Here is a 16,349-nt window from a genome sequence, read left to right as displayed (position 1 = left end):
GGAGTCGCCCCGTGTCCATCTTCTCGATCCGCAAGCTGAACCAGGTCTATGGCGGCACCCGGCCCGTGCATGCCCTGGCCGATATCGACCTCGAGATAGACGAGGGGGAGTTCGTCGTGCTGTTGGGTCCCAGCGGGTGCGGCAAGAGCACCCTGCTGGAGATCCTGGCCGGCCTCCAGCGTCCCACCACCGGGCAGGCCCTGTTCGACGGCCGGCCCATTGCCGGGCCGTTTCCCTCGGTGGGCGTGGTGTTCCAGGACGCCTCGCTGATGCCGTGGCGCACGGTGGCGCGCAACGTCCAGCTGGGCCTGGAGATCCGGGGGCGCGACAAGGCGCTGCGGCGCCGGACCGCCGATGCCTACCTGGAGCTGGTGGGCCTGGCCGGCTTCGGCGACAAATATCCGCACCAGCTGTCGGGCGGCATGCGCCAGCGGGCCGGCATCGCCCGCGCGCTGGCCAACGAGCCCAGCGTGCTGCTGATGGACGAGCCCTTCGGCGCGGTGGATCACATCACCCGCATCAGGCTGCAGGAGGACCTGGTGCGCATCTGGCAGGCGCACCGGCGCACCGTGGTGTTCGTCACGCACGACGTGGGCGAGGCCGTGTTCCTGGCCAACCGCATCGTGTTGCTGTCGCCTCGGCCCGGTCGGATCCACGACACCTTCCGCGTGGCCGTCCCGCGACCGCGCCGGCGCGGCGACCTGGCGCTGCTGAAGCTGGAGGCGTCGATCTACGACGCCCTGCATGCGATGGACGCGGGCGCTTCGCCGGCCCGCGTCCCCCTGCGCGCGCTGGCCACGGCGCGCTGACCTTCACCCTCGGTACCCTCATGTCCTCCACATCCGCACCCCTTTCGCGCGCCGGCGGCCTGCTGCTGGCCTACGTGCATCGCGGCGCCGAGCCCTCGAGCGAGACGGCGTTCGCCGGGTCGCTGCTGAGCAGCCTCGCGCGGGAAATCGAGCGCGCCGGCTTCGATCTGCTGGTGCTCGACGACGAGCCCCGGGTGGCAGGCGCCGCACCGCGCGTGCGCATCGATCCGTTCACCGCCGCCTCCTTCGTCGCGACGCGCACCCGTCATCTGGGCCTGGCCGTGACGGCCGACGCCGCCTACTACGAACCGTTCAACCTGGCCCGCCTGACGGCTTCGCTGGACCACATTACCCACGGACGCGCCGCGCTCAACCTGGTGCACGACCCGGCGCGCGCGGCGGCGGTCAATTTCGGCGTGCGCGATCGCGCCGCGCCGGCGGATCCCGCGCGGCATGCCCGGGAGTTCCTGCACGTGGTGCGCGCGCTGTGGGACAGCTGGGAGGACGATGCCTTCCTGCGCGACAAGGCCAGCGGCCGCTTCGTGGACGGCGACAAGGTCCATGCCATCGCGCACCGGGGCGAGCATTTCCAGGTCCAGGGGCCGCTGAACGTCGCGCGGCCGCCGCAGGGCCAGTTGCCGTTGGTCCATGTCGAACGCTCGCCTGCGTCGCGCCCGTGGGCCGCGGCAGAGGCCGATGTCGTGGTGGTGGCCGCCGGGGACGAGGGCGGTGTGCGCGAGGCGGCCCAGTCGCTGCGCGCGCTGGCCGTGCGCGAGGGGCGCGCGGCGAACCCGCCGCTGGCGCTCGCGCCCATCGTGCCCTGGGTGGCCGATACGCCCGACGAAGCGCAACGGCTGCGCGCCCGCGTGTCCGCTCGTCCCGACGCCGTCGCGGTGATCGGCACGCCGGACGAAATCGCCGCCACCTTGCAGGCCTGGGTGGTACACGGCGTGGTGGACGGTTTCGCGGTGCTGCCCGCGCCCGAGGCCGGCCAGGGGCCCCGCTTCGCGGAACAGGTGGTGCCGGCGCTGGTCCGGCGCGGCGCGATCGGGCCTGCGGCCGCGGCCGCCGCGTTCACGCTGCGCGGGCGGCTGGGCCTGGCTCGTCCCGCCAATCGCCATGCTTCCCTTCCGCAACCCGTCAACGGATGACCGCCATGAGCCACCCCACCCGCCGCCTGCACCTGGGCCTGATGTTCTGGGCCACCGGCACCCACGCCGCCGGCTGGCGCCTGCCGGACGCCAGGGAAGACGCGGCGTTCGACATCGAGTTCCTGCAGCACGTGACGCAAGTCGCCGAGCGGGCCCGGTTCGACTTCCTGTTCCTGGGCGACCGGCTGGCCACGGATCCGCGGCTGCAACGCACCAATCCCGCGCAGATGTCGCGGCTGGAGCCGTTCACGACGGCCGCCAGCCTGGCCGCCGCCACGTCGCGGATCGGCATCGTCGTCACCGCCAATCCCACCTACTACGACCCCTATTCGGTGGCGCGCCTGATGGGGTCGCTGGACCACGTCAGCGCGGGCCGCGCGTCCTGGAACATCGTGACCGGCGCCGACGACATCGCCGCCGCCAACTTCAGCCGCACCGAGCATTGGGAAACGGGCAAGCGCTACGACTGGGCCGACGAGTTCGTCGACGTGGTGAAGGCATTGTGGGACGGCGCGCCGTCGGCCGAGGCTCCCGCGGGCGTTCCGCTGGATCACGACGGACGGCACTTCCGCATCGCTGGTCCGCTGGACGTTCCACGCCTGCCGCAGCGCCATGCGGTGATCCTGCACGCCGGTACCTCTGACCGGTCGCGCGAACTGGGCGCGCGCGAGGCGGACGTCATCTTCGCCGGCCAGCCCGACATTCCGTCGGCCCAGGCCTATTATGCCGACATCAAGCAGCGCGCCGCCCGCTACGGACGCGGCGAACACGAGATCGCCATCCTGCCGGGCCTCACGCCCATCGTCGCGCCCACGACCGAGGAAGCCGTGGCGATCTACGACCGGTTGAACGGCTTCCTGCCGCTGGATCCGGAGGAGGAGGCGGGCGAGGTGCGCAAGGGTGGATTGGGGCGCGGCCGCCGGCGCAACCTGAGCGCCTTGTCCGAGACCCTGGGCGTGGACGTGCGCGGCAACGACCCAGGCGCCGCCGTGGCGCCCGCGCTTTACGAGCAGGCGTCCGAAGCGGGGCGCAGGCTGATCGACGAGACCACCCGCCGTACCCGCCGGTCGCTGGCGGGGCCGGCGCGTATTTCCTATCGTGACCTGATCGACACGGCGGGGGCCATGGGGGCCATCGTGGTGGGCAACCCCGAGGAGGTCGCCGATTTCATCCAGGCCTGGTTCGACCAGCGGGCGGCGGACGGTTTCAACATATTTCCCGCCTACGTGCCTGGGGCCGTCGAGGCATTCGCGGAACGGGTCGTGCCGGTGCTGCAGCGGCGCGGCCTGTTCCGCCTGGACTACGAAGGCCCGACCTTCAGGGATCACCTGGGGCTGGGCCTGCCCGGTTCCCGCCGGGACCGGGATCAACTGGTGCGCTTGTAGGTATAGGTGTAGTCGAACCGGGTCGTGGTGGGCGGGATCGTGATGCCGTTGGCGGTGCCCGAGACCGACACCGAGCCCTTGCTCTTGAGCACGATGGTGCTGCCGACGCCGCAGCCGCCGCAGCCCTCGTAGCTGGTGGACAGGTCGCTGTAGCTGTAGCTCAGGCTGACGCCGGGGCCGGACACGCCGCCCGAGATGTCGCCGTACTGCTGCACCACCTGCCGGGCGCCGTCGGCGGAGGCCGGCACGGCGCCGAATTCGATGTTGCCGATGGTCTGCTCGAAAGGCACGCCGTTGGCCGAGCCCCGCACGTTCAGTTCCCACTTCGAGCCGGCCGGGATGGTGCTGCTCGTGCCGCCGCCGCTGAACGAGATGCCGGCCACGCTGATCGAGAAATCATAGGTGATGACGCTTTCGCCGACCTTGATCGTTTCCGAGCAGGACGTGGTGGAGCAACTGAGCGAAATCGATATGCCGTCCAGCACCGCGTCGAAGCCCTTGCCGTCGGCGGCGAAGCCGCGGCTGAAGAAGTCGAAGGTCTTGGGATCCACGCCCTTGGCCGTATAAAGCGCGGCGAAGTTGGCGTTCACACGCTTGGCGGCGGCCGTGATCGCGTCGCCTGCCAGGCGAGTGGTCTTCCAGCCCTCGAACAGCGCGGCCAGCGGCTTCCTGCCGCCGGCGTCATGCAGCGCCAGCGTGGTCAGCGGGGTGATGTTGGCGGTGCCCGCCGCTGCCGCGAACGAGTACAGCAGCGTGCCCGATCCGGTCGAGACCTTGAGCAGGTAGGGCGGCGCCGATTCGATGGTGACGCTGTAGCGGCCGTCGGCGCCGCTCTTGCCGGTGGCGGTGGCGCCCGCCGCGTTCACGACGGTGACGGTGGCGTTGGCCACGGCGGCGCCGGTGGCCGCCGTGCCCGACAGCGTGTCCGTCTTCGGTGTCGGGGGACTCGCGCCGCCGGAGGAAGAGCCGCCGTCGCCGCCGCAGGCGCCCAGGGCAAGTGCGAGGCAGGCGCACGCGGCAAGGCGCGCGGCGCGTGGCGGGAAGAACGGTAGCTTCATCATGGAATACCCTCGTGGCGTGGTTGGGACCCGCCGCGTTCGCGGCCGGCCGGGTGGTGTCCGGCGATTCTTCCCATGTGGGGCGCGGCGGACAATCCCGCGAACACGGGGTTGCCGGCAGGCGACGAATGGCTTGTACTGGCCGGGGTCTTTCTTCATCATCAGCGTGCCGCTCCCGTTCGCGTCCCGATCGCCGCTGGAATCCCGACATGTCCATCCATTCGTTCCTGGCCGTGCCTGCCCGCATCCTGCTGGCGGTGCTGGCGCTGTGCGCGGCCGCCGCCACGGCGGCCACCTGGGGGGCGTTGCAGACGCCCTGGCTGGGCATCGCATTCACCGTGGGCGAAGCCGGCAACGTGCGCGCGCGCGGGCTGCCCGGCGGTCCCGCCCAGGGCATGGAGGAGGGCGCGTCGCGCCTGGCTCTCTCGCGTCCGGGAGAACGCGCCGGCCTGGACGTGGAATCCGACGACCTGATCGAAGAGCCCGATTTCTTCGACGAGTACGCGCGCATGAACCGGTTCTTCGACAGGCAGGGAAAGTTCCGCGCGCTGCTGGACGGACCCGTGCAGGCCGAATGGACGAAGGCCGACGGCTCGCGCGCGACGCAGGTGTGGACGCCCGCGGCCCGCCCCTTGGGATTGCTGCCGGCGACGTTCTGGTTCCAGCTCGCCGTCAGTTTCGCCGGGTGCCTGATCGCATGCTGGGTATGGGCCTTGCGGCCGACGGACCTGGGTGCGGGCATGTTCGCGCTGACCGGCCTGGCCTTCCCCGCGTTCGCGGTGCCGGCGGCGATCTACAGCAGCCGCGAGCTGGCGCTGGGCGGGGAAATGTTCCACGCGCTGTCCGCCGCCAATCATGCGGGCGCCTTCATGTTCGGATGCGCGCTGCTGGCGGTGTTCCTGTGTTATCCGAGGCGGCTGGTGCCGGTGGGCGCGCTGTGGGCGCTGCCCGTGGTGTATGGGGGCTGGTGGCTGGCCGACACGATGCAGTGGCTGCCCAGCCAGAACTGGACCCGCATGGGCATCATGTCCGAGATGCTGGGCGCGATCGCGCTGGCCGGCGTGCAGTGGAGAATGAGCCGCGGCCGTCCGCTGGACCGGGCCGCGTTGCGCTGGCTGGCCCTGTCCATGCTGGTGGGCAGCGGCCTGTTCGTCTTTTCCACGACCGGGTCCAAGGTGCTGGGCTTCTTTCCGCCCATCTCCCAGGGCTACGCCTTCGGCTACTTCCTGATCATCTACGTCGGGCTTGCGTTCGGCCTGCGCCGGTACCGGCTGTTCGACCTGGACCGCTGGGCCTACCGGATCCTGCTGTGGCTGGCCGGAGCGCTGGCGGTGGTGCTGATGGACGCGGCCCTGATCGTCTGGCTGCGCTGGAACCCGATGTTCTCGATGGGCGTGTCGCTGCTGCTGTGCGGCTGGCTGTATTTCCCGTTCCGCCAGTGGCTGTGGCGCCGGCTGACCGGTGCCCGGGGGGCGCGCGTCGACTCCGCCTTCCCCGACCTGATCCGCATCGCGTTCTCGCCCTCGCGCGGGGAACAGGAGCGCAGGTGGGACGCGCTGCTGGGGCAGTTGTTCGATCCGCTGGACATCCGCCGCCTTTCCCATGCCGAGGCCGAGGATCCCCGTTCGGCCACCTTGCTGGAGTCGGGGCAGGCGCTGTGGGTGCCGTCCTGCGGCGGCCTGGAGGCGCGGGTGCTGCGACTGGCCGATCGCGGCCGCCGGCTGTTCGCGCCGCACGACGCCGAGCTGGCGGCATCGCTGTCCAGCCTGGTGCAGAAGGCGGGCGAGGGGCGCGATTCCTACGAGCGGGGCGTGCGCGAAGAACGCCATCGCATCGCGCAGGACATGCACGACGACATCGGCGCGCGGCTGCTGATGCTGATCCACCAGGCGTCGCGCGCGGGCGACGGCGTGGCGGCCGATGTCGCGCGCGCGGCGATGAGCGACCTGCGCACCACGCTGTCGGCCCTGGAGGGCCACAGCCTGCCGCTGGCCGATGCCCTGGCCGACTGGCGCGCGGAGATGGCGACCCGCTGCGACGCGGCGGGCGTGGACTTCGTCTGGAACGAGTTCGTGCCGGCCATGCCGCTGCCCGACATGCAGTCGGCCCTGCCGGCCCGGATGAAGGCCACCCTGGAACGCGCCCTGCGCGAGGGCCTGTCGAACGCGCTCAAGCACGGCGGCCCGACCCGTATCGAAGTGGAGGTGCGGGCGGGCAACGGCCGGCTGGACATCGTCATGGTGGACGACGGCATGCGCGGCGCGGGCCATGGCGCGTCCGTCCTGGGGCCGGCCAGCATAGGCCTGGGCCTGGCCGGCATGCGGCGGCGCCTGGCCGAGTACCAGGGCGTCGTCGGGCTGGAACGCGGCGAGGACGGCTGCATCCTGAGGATCTTCCTGCCGCTGGGGGCCGGGCCCGTGGCCGGAGCGTCCGTGGAGCCGGCGGCGCCGGCGGAGGTGCGGGCATGAACGACATCCTGATCGTCGAGGACCTGCCGGAAGCGGCGGCCATGCTGAACGAGGCCGTGATGCTGGCCTTTCCGGAGGCGCACGTGCGCTGCGGCCAGGACCTGGCGCAGGCGGGCGCGGCCATCGCCGAGCGGGTGCCGGACCTGGCCCTGGTGGACCTGGGCCTGCCCGATGGCGACGGCACCGAGCTGATCGCCACCCTGACGCTGCGCCATCCGCGCTGCACCGTGGTGGTGTCCAGCATCACGGGCGAGGACAGCAAGCTGTTCGCGGCCTTGCAGGCCGGCGCGCAGGGCTATGTGCTGAAGGAGCATCCGCCGGCCCAGCTCGCGGCCATGCTGACCGGCATCGCCCAGGGCCAGCCGCCGCTGTCCCCCGCCATCGCGCGCCGGCTGCTGGATCATTTCCGCCTGCGGCCGGCCACGGTCATCAGCCCGCTGTCGGCCAGGGAGAACGAAGTGCTGGTGCTGCTGGCGCGCGGCCTGCGGCTGGGCGAGATCGCCACCGCGCTGGGCATCTCGCGCCATACCGTGGGCGACCACGTCAAGCACATCTACGAGAAGCTCAACATCGCCTCGCGCGCCGAGGCGGCGCTGCGCGCCAAGTCCTTCGGCCTGGTCTGACGGCGGCGGATCAGCGCCGCAGCCGGTCCAGCGCCTCGTCCATGGCGGGCGGCCGGGGGGCATCCTTGTAGACGTCCAGCCGCCGGAAGATGTCCGCCGCCGCGAGGTGAAAACCCGAAGGCAGTCCGGCGGCATGGAAGGTGGAGGCGATCTCTTCCATCTCGCCCACCCAGCGCCAGGCTTTTTCGGCCTTCTGCGCGACCTCTTCGGACCGCGCCGGCGTCTGCGGGCTGGACCGCTGCCATTCGGCCAGCAGGGCCGGCTCCACGCCTTCGTGGCGGGCCAGCGCGCGTATGCCGGCCAGCAGGGCGGTGGCGCCCTTGCTCCAGGCGGCATAGCAGATCTTCAGCGCCGAGGCGCTGCCGGCCGGGGAGTCCAGCGCGATGGCCTCGAGCGCGCTGCCTGCGAACAGCGCGGCGATGTCCGAAGCGCCGTCGCCGGCCAGGTAGAGGCGGGTGCTGCCCGCCGCGCGCGGCGGCTGGCCGATGATGCCGCCGTCGACGAAGCGCGCGCCGCCGGCGCGCACGGCTTCCTCGATCTGCCCGAGGGTGGCCGGCGAGACCGCGTTGGCATCGACGAACACGCCGCCGTATCCGTGGTGCGCGACGTCGCGGGCCAGATCGAGCGCGTTGTCCGGCGGGCAGACCGAGATGGCGATGTCGGCGGCCCGCAGCGTGTCGGCCAGGGGGCCGGCGTCTTCCAGGCCGGCCTTGCGCGCCCGTTCGGCCGTGGCGGCGCTGCGCCCGGCGGAACTCCAGAGCACGCGGTGGCCGGTGGAGACCAGGCAGGCGCCAAGGGCCGCGCCCATGGCGCCGGGATGCAGGAGGGCGATGGCGGGACGGGGCATGATGGCGTCTCCCGGAGGCGGATGATGGCGGGCGTCCATGTTAACGCCGCCGCGCGGGCCGCGTACGCGCTGGCTACAATGGCGCTGCTCCCTATTCGCGCAGAAGGTTCGCCATGAACGATTCCCAGCACAAGCTTTCCATGACGATCCTGATGACGCCCGACATGGCGAACTTCTCGGGCAACGTCCATGGCGGCACCATCCTCAAGTATCTCGACCAGGTCGCCTACGCCTGTGCCAGCCGCTACGCGGGGCGCTACGTGGTCACGCTGTCGGTCGACCAGGTCGTGTTCCGCCAGCCCATCCACGTGGGCGAACTGGTCACCTTCTACGCCGCGGTCAACTACACCGGGCGCACGTCCATGGAGATCGGCATCAAGGTCGTGACCGAGGACATCCGCAGCAAGACCGTGCGCCATGCCAACAGCTGCTATTTCACGATGGTCGCGGTGGGCGACGACGGCGTGCCGGTACCGGTGCCCCCGCTCGTGCCGCAGGACGAGGAAGAACGCCAGCGCTGCGAGGCGGCGCTGCTGCGGCGCGAGCTGCGGCAGGAAATGGAAAGGCGGCACCAACTGATCAAGGAACGCACCACGCACGCGGGCGGCGCGACCTGAGTACATCGCTCATGCATGGCGGCCATTTGGACGGGCGGCAGGAATCTCCTACTATTTTCGATTCCGTTTCCTTCCGTACGAGGCAGCCATGACCTATCGACCGCTCGGCACCACCGGCCTGCAGGTATTCCCCATCACTTTCGGCGGCAACGTGTTCGGCTGGACCCTGGACGAGGCCGCGTCGTTCGGCATCCTGGATGCGCTGGCCGACCGGGGCATGAACTTCATCGATACCGCCGACGCCTATTCGCGCTGGGTGCCGGGCAACCAGGGCGGCGAATCGGAAACCATCATCGGCAACTGGTTCAAGCGCACCGGCAAGCGCGACCGCGTGATCCTGGCCACCAAGGTGGGCAAGCCCGCGCTGGGCAACCCGGGGGGACTGTCGGCCGCGTACATAGAAAAGGCGGTGGAAGGTTCGCTGCGCCGCCTGCGGACGGACTACATCGATCTGTACCAGGCCCATGACGACGATGCCTCGACGCCGCTCGAGGAAAGCCTGGCGGCCTTCGACCGGCTGGTGAAGGCCGGCAAGGTCCGCGCGATCGGCGCGTCCAACTACACCGCCGCCCGCTTCCAGGAGGCCCTGGACGTGAGCCGGGCCAACGGCCTTGCCGCCTATGCCACGCTGCAGCCCGAGTACAACCTGATCGAGCGCCAGGCGTTCGAGACCGAACTGGAGCCGGTGGCGCTGCGCAACCAGGTGGCCGTCATCAACTACTATGCGCTGGCCAGCGGCTTCCTGAGCGGCAAGTACCGCACCGCTGCCGATCTCGAAGGCAAGGCGCGCGGCAGCCGGGTGGGCACGTACCTGAACGAGCGCGGCCTGCGCATCCTCGACGCCCTGGACCAGGTGGCCCAGCGGCACGGCTCGACCCCGGCGGCCGTGGCCCTGGCCTGGCTGCTGCACCAGCCCGCGGTAACGGCGCCCATCGCCAGCGCCACCTCGGCCGCTCAGCTCGATTCGCTGCAGGCCGCCGCCACGCTGGCGCTGGACGCGGAATCGCTGGACCTGCTTGCCAAGGCTAGCGCCTACTAGCGGCAGATGCCCAGGCCGGCGCGGCTCGCGCCGGTCCATGCGTTGCGCATTGTTTGCAGTGCGATGGAAGGCTCGTCCGTAGACTCGCCCCAGGCTTGTCTTAGTGAGCACTTCCATGACCGAACTTACCGGCGAGCTGTCCGAGCGCCGCGCGGCGGGACCGCTGTGCGACCTGGGCTCCCTGATCCTGTCAGCCGTGGAGGACTACGACCTTTCGCCGGACGGCAACGTCCGCTATGTCGAGGCCGACGTGCCGGGCCACCCGCTGCTGGTGGCCGGCGCCGTTGAACACGTCTGTGCGCTGATCGATTCGGCCATCGCCTGCGTCGCCAGCCGTCCGGGCATCAACCGGCGCATCGTGGTCGGCGCCCGGCTGGACCTGGACCGCGTACAACTGCGCGTCGGCCATGGCAACGGCGCCGGCGGCCACACGTCCGTGCCGGTCTCGCTGGACGAACTCCAGCCCTGGGGGCCGACGCGGGTCCGCGCCACGTTCGCCAAGGAACGGGCGCGCATGCTGCGATTGCTGGAGGTGCTGGACGCGACGCTGGTAATAGGCGTGGACGTCACCCTGGACGCCGTGGTCCTGTCCATCGTTTTTCCCGCCATCGGCGGCGGGCCGCGGCGCCGGCGGCCCTATACCGTGGCCGTCAAGACAGGCCAGGCGAACTCGTAGCCGCGGCGGGCTGCATGCGGGCCCGCGCCGCCCTGGCCGAGGCCATCCGGCCCTTGCGCTTCTTCGCCCAGATCACGACGCCCGTCACGCTCAGGATGGCCACCGACAGTCCCAGCAGGGAAACGAAGATGCGGCCCGGAATGCCCAGGATGCGGCCGGAATGCAGCGGGAACTGGGCCTGCATGAAGACGTCGCCCGCGCTGCCGGTGCCGGGAATGTGCTTGCCCAGCAGTGCGCCGTTCTTTTCGTCGAAATACAGCCAGCTGTTGCCGAGCCCGCCGTCGCCGTGGTCGTTGCCGGGTTCGTAGAAGCCCACGCCATAGATGCCCTGCAACGCGCCGTAGAACACGGCGCCGGCCGGTTCGGCGATGCCCAGGCGCTCGGCCTCGGCCCTGCCCAGTTCGACGATCCGCGTCCGGGTCAGCGTCGGCATGATGGGCTGGTCCAGCGGGCGCAAGGGGCGCGTCTCGAACGGCGTGGGCGTCAGCGGCGAGATCTGGTTGACCACCGGGCGCACGACCTCGTTGCCGAGGTTGAGCGAGATCGAGGTCACCGCCAGCAGGAGCAGCAGCGCCCACAGCCAGACGCCGCCGGAGCGATGCACGTCGAAATTGAGCGCGTAGCCGCCCTTGCCGACCCGGAACGCGAACGACTTGCGCCAGGCGCGCCACGAGGGGAAGGACAGGTAGAGCGCGACGAAGCAGTCCAGGAACCAGGCGATGCTGACCAGCCCCATGAACCACATGCCCAGCTCCACGCCCTTCACGTCGGGCAGGTGCATGGTGTAGTGCAGCTTGTACAGGAAAGGCAGCAGGTTCTCGCGGCTGAGCGAAATAGCGCCCCACTCGCGCCGGCCCTGGACGTCGCCGGTGACCGGATCGAGCGCGACCTGGTTGAAGTCCAGCGGGAAGGCCTTGCCGGTGGCCGGGTCGATGCGGCCGGTGACCGAGACCAGCAGGGCATGGCCGGGTTCGACCTCCAGCGGGCTGAAGGTGACCATCAGGCGCGGGTCCTCGGCTTCCAGCCGGGCGATCAGGGTCTCGACCGGCAGCGGCTCGCCCTGCGTGGCGGGCTCGAACAACTGCGGGTTCAGCCAGGCGTCGAGCTCGTGGTCCCACGAAATGAAGGCGCCGGTCAGGCCGGCGATGAACAGGAAGGCGGCGACGCCCAGGCCCAACCAGCGGTGTAGCAGGACTCCGAATTTGCGCAACATGAGGCTAAGGTCGCGCCTTTGGAGAGGCCGCGATTCCCGGAAGGTTGAAAATTCCGGGAATGATAACGCGAATTAGTATTATTTAATTAATCGGCCGCCGATCGGTTACACCACCGGATTCAGGCAGGTCGCCACGCGCCAGCCGTACAGCCACTGCATCGCGTCGTAATACTGTTCCTGCGTGCGGCCCACCCACAGCGAATTGCGCACCAGGCGCTCGACGCCCTTGGCGTGGTAGAGCGTGCCCATGGCCCGGGTGGACAGCACCACGCGCGCCGTGCGGGTGATGCGCGAGTTCTCGTACAGCCGGAACGCGGCTTCCAGGTCGCCCCGGGCGTGGCGTACCGCCGCGCCCAGCGTGGCGGCGTCTTCCAGCGCCATGCAGGCGCCCTGCGCCAGGTACTGGGTCATCGGGTGGGCGGCGTCGCCCAGCACGGTGGCGCGGCCCTGGCCCCAGCGCGGCTGGGGGTCGCGGTCGGCGGTGGCCCAGCGCTTCCAGGACGTGGGACGGTGCAGCATCTGGTGCGGGCGGGGGTGGATGCCCTCGAAGTAGGACAGCACTTCTTCCTTGCTGCCCTCGCGCACGCCCCAGACCTCGGGTTCGCGGCTGTGGAAGGTGACCACCAGGTTGTACTGGTGCCCGTTGCGCAGCGGATAGTGGACGAGGTGGCAGTTGGGGCCGGCCCAGACCACCGGGGCATTGATCTTGAGGTCGTCGGGCATGTCGGCCTCGTCCACCACGGCGCGGTAGACCACGTGGCCCGTTACCCTGGCCTCGTCGCCGATCAGCGTGTCGCGTATCACCGATTTCACGCCGTCGGCGCCGACCACCGCATCGGCCGTGTGGCGGCCGCCCTGGTCGTCCACCACCGTGGCCTTGCCGTCGCCCAGCTCCAGGGCCTGCACGCGGGTGGAGGTCTTGAAGCGGATCAGCGGATGGACCTGCACCGCTTCCAGGATGGACAGGTGGATGTCGGCGCGGTGAATGACGGCGTAGGGATTGCCGAAGCGCTTGCGGAACGCCTCGCCCACGTCGAAGCCGCCGACCTCGGTGGCATCGACCGCGTCCATCATGATCAGGCGTTCGGTGAAGACGGCGCGGCGCCGCGCGGCCTCGCCCACGCCCAGCGCGTCCAGCGCGGCGAAGGCGTTGGGGCCGAGCTGGATCCCGGCGCCGATCTCGCCGATGGTGGGGCTTTGTTCCAGCAGCTCGACCGCCACGCCTTCCCGGGCCAGCGCCAGCGCGGCCGCCAGGCCGCCGATGCCGCCGCCCACCACGATGGCGGTTGCTTGGGTTCCGGTAGTCATGATGTCTCCTCGGGTGAAATCTGGCGCCATGTTAGTGAGCGGGCGCGCTTGACTCCATGGAGCGGTATCGATAGGCTGAATCGAAATATTCGATACGGTTCGTCAAAAGACTTGGAAAATATCGATACGAAGCTGCTGCGGGTATTCGACGAGATCCGCCGCACCGGCAGCGTCTCGGCCGCGGCCGAACGCATGGGCATGAGCCAGTCCACGATGAGCTTCTTCCTGGCCAAGCTGCGCGAGCTGTTCGACGACCCGCTGTTCGTGCGCACCACCACGGGCATGGAGCCCACCGCCCGGGCGCTGGAACTCGAAGGCCGGGTGGCCGCCGCGCTGGCCGCGGTGCAGGCGCTGCTCGAACCTCCGGTCTTCCTGCCGGCGGCGTCCGACCGCGTCTTCCGGCTGTGCATGACCGACATCAGCCACATCGTGCTGCTGCCGCGCATCGTGAATCGCCTGCGCGACGCGGCGCCCGCGGTGCGCATCGAGATCTTCCGCATCGGACCCGACACGCCGGGCCGCATGGAAAGCGGCGAGGCGGACCTGTCCATCGGTTTCATGCCGCAGCTGGATGCCGGCTTCTATCGCCAGCGGCTGTTCGAGCAGGACTTCGTGTGCGTGGCCGGGCCGCGCCATCCGCGCATACGCCGCACGTTCACGCGCGTCGATTTCGCCCGCGAGGGCCACGTCGACGTCTCGCCCTCGACCACCAGCCAGCTGATCGTGGAGCAGGCCATCCGTCGTGCCGGGCTGGAGCGGCAGGTGGTGCTGCGGCTACCCAGCTACCTGGGCCTGGCGGCGATCATCGCGCAGACCGATTTCGTCGCCACGGTGCCGAGCCTGTTGGGCGAGATCGTGGCGCGGCAGGAAGGCCTGCGGGTGCATGCGCCGCCCATCGCGATCGAGCGCTACGCGGTCAACCAGTACTGGCACGCGCGCTTCCACCGGGATCCCGGCCACGCCTGGCTGCGCCAGACCCTGGCCGAGCTGTTCATGGACACGGGCGTCGCCGTCAGCCCGCCGCGTCGGCGGTCTTCTCGGCGTGCGGATTGACCATGACGATGGGCGCGGTGGCCACGGCCACGCAGGGCAGGATGAAGCCCTCCTGTTTTTCCTGCGCGCTCAGGCCCGGCCACTCGACCACGTAGCGGACGCTGCCGCTTTCCATGCGCGAGAAGCAGGTCCGGCAGGTGCCGTTGCGGCAGATGGTGGGCAGCCGTATGCCGGCGCGCCGCGCGGCCTGGAACAGGTTCTCGTCCTTGCCGGCGGCGAAGGTCCATTGCTGGGGATCGAGAGTGACGGGGTAGGTATCGGCGGAAGCGTTCACGGCGGACAGGTCAGGCGGGGCAGGGCGAGGCCCGATGGGCGGGATGCTAGCATCCCCCGCCCGGCCGCGGGGGTCACAAGGGTCATGCCTTGAAACACATGCTCCCGGAGGTGGCCACGGAGGCGCGGGTACACTTCGCCATCGACGGGCAACCAGCGGAGCGGCGACGCGTATGCAGCCGTGGGATATCGCATCCTACAGGTTCAGGGGCCAGCGACGCCTGGATGATCAGGCCGCCGCCGACGCCTTGCGACGCAGCGAGGACCGCTACCGGCAGTTGTTCGAATCCATCGACCAGGGGTTCTGCGTCCTGCAGATGCTCTTCGAAAGCGGCAAGCCGGTCGATTATCGCTTCCTCGAGATCAATCCCGCCTTCGAGGCCCATACCGGCTTGCGCCACGCGCTGGGCAAGCGCATGCGCGAGCTGTCTCCCGACCACGAGGAACACTGGTACCAGATCTACGGCGACGTCGCGCTGACCGGACAGCCGGCCCGCTTCGAGCACCATGCCGAAACGCTGGGGCGCTGGTTCGACGTCTACGCCTTCCGCCTGGGCGAGCCCGACGAGGCCACCGTTGCCGTGCTGTTCAGCGACATCACCGAACGCTACCTGATGGAGGCGCAGCGCGAGCAACTGCTGGCTGCCGAGCGCGCCGCCCGGCACGACGCCGAGACCGCCACCCGCATGAAGGACGAGTTCCTGGCCACGCTGTCGCACGAGCTGCGCACGCCGTTGTCCGTCATCATCGGCTGGAGCCAGTTGCTGCTCAAGCGTGCGGCGGACAACGAGCAACTGAGCAAGGGGCTCTCGACCATATTGCAGAGCGCCCGCACCCAGGCCACGCTGATCTCCGACATGCTGGACATGAGCGCGATCTTCCTGGGCAAGATCAAGCTCGACCTGGAACCGCTGGACGGTTTCGAGCACGTCGCACGCGTCGTGCAATCGAGCGAGCCGTCCATGCAGAGCAAGGGAATACGGCTGGAGTTCCAGCACAGCTTCGAGGTCTGCCTGGTGCTGGCCGACCCCGCGCGATTGCAACAAATCTTGTGGAACCTGCTGTCCAACGCGATCAAGTTCACGCCGCCCAACGGCCGTATCAGCATCGCCGCGCGCCGCACCGACACGCGTTTCGAAATCGCGGTGGCAGACAGCGGCGTGGGCATCGAGCCCGATTTCCTTCCTCATCTGTTCGACCGCTTCCGCCAGGCGGACGGCTCGACGTCGCGGCGCTACGGCGGCCTGGGGCTGGGCCTGTCCATCGTCAAGCAACTGGTCGAGATGCATGGCGGCGAGGTCTGGGCCGAGAGCGAAGGGATGAACCGAGGCGCCTGTTTCACGGTCAGCCTGCCGGTGTACCGGTCGCCGCTTGTCGCTTCCGAGACCGGCGACGTCCAGGGCGAGAAGGGGGACCTGCTGCATGCCGACAGCCTGGCGGGCCAGCTCATCCTGGCGGTGGAAGACCAGCCCGACATGCTCGAGTACCTGACCCACCTGCTGCGCGAATACGGCGCCGAAGTCACGGGTGTGACCTCGGCCTACGCGGCGTTGGAGGAACTGGCCGGGCGCGGCGCCGGCTTCTATTCCGCGCTGGTGGCCGACATCGGCATGCCGGGCATGGACGGCTACCAGTTGATCGAGACGGTGCGCAAGGGCATGGGCCTGGATGGCACGGCCCTGCGCGCGGTGGCGGTCACCGCCCTGGCGCGCGAGGACGATCGCCGGCGCGCGCTGGAGAGCGGTTTCCAGGCCCACGTGACCAAGCCCTACCGGGCCGCGACGCTGATCGCGGCGATACGCGGCCTGAATGAGGACGCGGGCTAGGGC

General features: G+C 70.0%; 15 protein-coding genes. 10 read left to right on the top strand and 5 right to left on the bottom strand.

Annotated elements, in window-relative coordinates; genetic code table 11:
* Positions 1 to 11 precede the first annotated feature (11 nt).
* The 3 genes from EGT29_RS26080 to EGT29_RS26070 are packed head-to-tail and all read left to right on the top strand — an operon-like array spanning position 12 to position 3,345.
* Positions 12 to 809 carry an ABC transporter ATP-binding protein gene (locus tag EGT29_RS26080; protein WP_124691727.1) on the top strand — a complete coding sequence of 266 codons (798 nt, stop codon included), beginning with the start codon at positions 12 to 14 and terminating at the stop codon, positions 807 to 809.
* 20 nt (positions 810 to 829) lie between these two features.
* Positions 830 to 1,960, top strand: coding sequence for an LLM class flavin-dependent oxidoreductase (locus EGT29_RS26075; RefSeq protein ID WP_124691726.1), 1,131 nt, complete (start codon positions 830 to 832; stop codon positions 1,958 to 1,960).
* Between the two features lie 5 nt (positions 1,961 to 1,965).
* Positions 1,966 to 3,345: an NtaA/DmoA family FMN-dependent monooxygenase gene (locus EGT29_RS26070; protein WP_124691725.1), complete on the top strand. Its 1,380-nt coding sequence runs from the start codon at positions 1,966 to 1,968 to the stop codon at positions 3,343 to 3,345.
* Here the strand turns inward: EGT29_RS26070 and EGT29_RS26065 are convergent.
* A complete protein-coding gene (locus EGT29_RS26065) occupies positions 3,327 to 4,406 on the bottom strand; it encodes a hypothetical protein (protein ID WP_124691724.1) in 1,080 nt (359 codons plus the stop codon). The two genes, EGT29_RS26070 and EGT29_RS26065, sit on opposite strands and share 19 nt — an antisense overlap.
* A gap of 206 nt (positions 4,407 to 4,612) precedes the next feature.
* On the opposite strand from EGT29_RS26065, the gene EGT29_RS26060 reads away from it, so the two are divergent.
* Both EGT29_RS26060 and EGT29_RS26055 read left to right on the top strand, forming a co-directional pair.
* Positions 4,613 to 6,871, top strand: a complete 2,259-nt coding sequence (locus tag EGT29_RS26060) for an ATP-binding protein (RefSeq protein WP_124691723.1) — start codon at positions 4,613 to 4,615, stop codon at positions 6,869 to 6,871.
* Entirely contained in the window at positions 6,868 to 7,494 is a 627-nt protein-coding gene (locus EGT29_RS26055; protein WP_124691722.1) for a response regulator transcription factor, read from the top strand. Before EGT29_RS26060 ends, EGT29_RS26055 begins: the two co-directional genes overlap by 4 nt.
* 10 nt (positions 7,495 to 7,504) lie before the next feature.
* Here the strand turns inward: EGT29_RS26055 and EGT29_RS26050 are convergent, their stop codons facing one another.
* The gene (locus EGT29_RS26050; protein WP_124691721.1) at positions 7,505 to 8,341 is read right to left on the bottom strand and encodes an NAD(P)-dependent oxidoreductase; all 837 of its coding nucleotides are present in this window, start codon (positions 8,339 to 8,341) and stop codon (positions 7,505 to 7,507) included.
* A 113-nt stretch (positions 8,342 to 8,454) separates the two neighbouring features.
* Here EGT29_RS26050 and EGT29_RS26045 point away from each other — a divergent pair, with 113 nt between their 5' ends.
* From EGT29_RS26045 to EGT29_RS26035, 3 genes are all read left to right on the top strand, one after another.
* Positions 8,455 to 8,958, top strand: a complete 504-nt coding sequence (locus tag EGT29_RS26045) for an acyl-CoA thioesterase (RefSeq protein ID WP_124691720.1) — start codon at positions 8,455 to 8,457, stop codon at positions 8,956 to 8,958.
* Between the two features lie 88 nt (positions 8,959 to 9,046).
* Positions 9,047 to 9,997: an aldo/keto reductase gene (locus tag EGT29_RS26040; RefSeq protein WP_124691719.1), complete on the top strand. Its 951-nt coding sequence runs from the start codon at positions 9,047 to 9,049 to the stop codon at positions 9,995 to 9,997.
* A 115-nt stretch (positions 9,998 to 10,112) separates the two neighbouring features.
* Positions 10,113 to 10,673 carry a hypothetical protein gene (locus EGT29_RS26035; RefSeq protein ID WP_124691718.1) on the top strand — a complete coding sequence of 187 codons (561 nt, stop codon included), beginning with the start codon at positions 10,113 to 10,115 and terminating at the stop codon, positions 10,671 to 10,673.
* Here EGT29_RS26035 and EGT29_RS26030 read toward each other — a convergent pair.
* Complete coding sequence (locus tag EGT29_RS26030; protein WP_124692521.1) at positions 10,648 to 11,883, bottom strand: PepSY domain-containing protein; 1,236 nt, start codon at positions 11,881 to 11,883, stop codon at positions 10,648 to 10,650. The two genes, EGT29_RS26035 and EGT29_RS26030, sit on opposite strands and share 26 nt — an antisense overlap.
* A gap of 108 nt (positions 11,884 to 11,991) precedes the next feature.
* Positions 11,992 to 13,194 carry a 3-hydroxybenzoate 6-monooxygenase gene (locus tag EGT29_RS26025; protein ID WP_124691717.1) on the bottom strand — a complete coding sequence of 401 codons (1,203 nt, stop codon included), beginning with the start codon at positions 13,192 to 13,194 and terminating at the stop codon, positions 11,992 to 11,994.
* A gap of 111 nt (positions 13,195 to 13,305) precedes the next feature.
* Between EGT29_RS26025 and EGT29_RS26020 the strand changes: the two genes are divergently transcribed.
* The gene (locus EGT29_RS26020) at positions 13,306 to 14,247 is read left to right on the top strand and encodes a LysR family transcriptional regulator (protein ID WP_161567984.1); all 942 of its coding nucleotides are present in this window, start codon (positions 13,306 to 13,308) and stop codon (positions 14,245 to 14,247) included.
* On the opposite strand, the gene EGT29_RS26015 is transcribed toward EGT29_RS26020, so the two are convergent.
* Positions 14,207 to 14,521 (bottom strand): 2Fe-2S iron-sulfur cluster-binding protein, encoded by a 315-nt coding sequence (locus EGT29_RS26015; RefSeq protein WP_124691715.1) that lies wholly within the window; start codon positions 14,519 to 14,521, stop codon positions 14,207 to 14,209. The genes EGT29_RS26020 and EGT29_RS26015 overlap by 41 nt on opposite strands.
* Positions 14,522 to 14,693: 172 nt before the next feature.
* Here EGT29_RS26015 and EGT29_RS26010 point away from each other — a divergent pair, with 172 nt between their 5' ends.
* A complete protein-coding gene (locus tag EGT29_RS26010) occupies positions 14,694 to 16,346 on the top strand; it encodes an ATP-binding protein (protein WP_124691714.1) in 1,653 nt (550 codons plus the stop codon).
* The last annotated feature ends 3 nt before the right edge of the window (positions 16,347 to 16,349 follow it).

The organism is Pigmentiphaga sp. H8 (assembly GCF_003854895.1).
Classification (GTDB): Bacteria; Pseudomonadota; Gammaproteobacteria; order Burkholderiales; family Burkholderiaceae_B; genus Pigmentiphaga.
The sequence above is the reverse complement of the archived record's forward strand: the minus strand, read 5'-3'. Positions and strand labels throughout refer to the sequence as shown.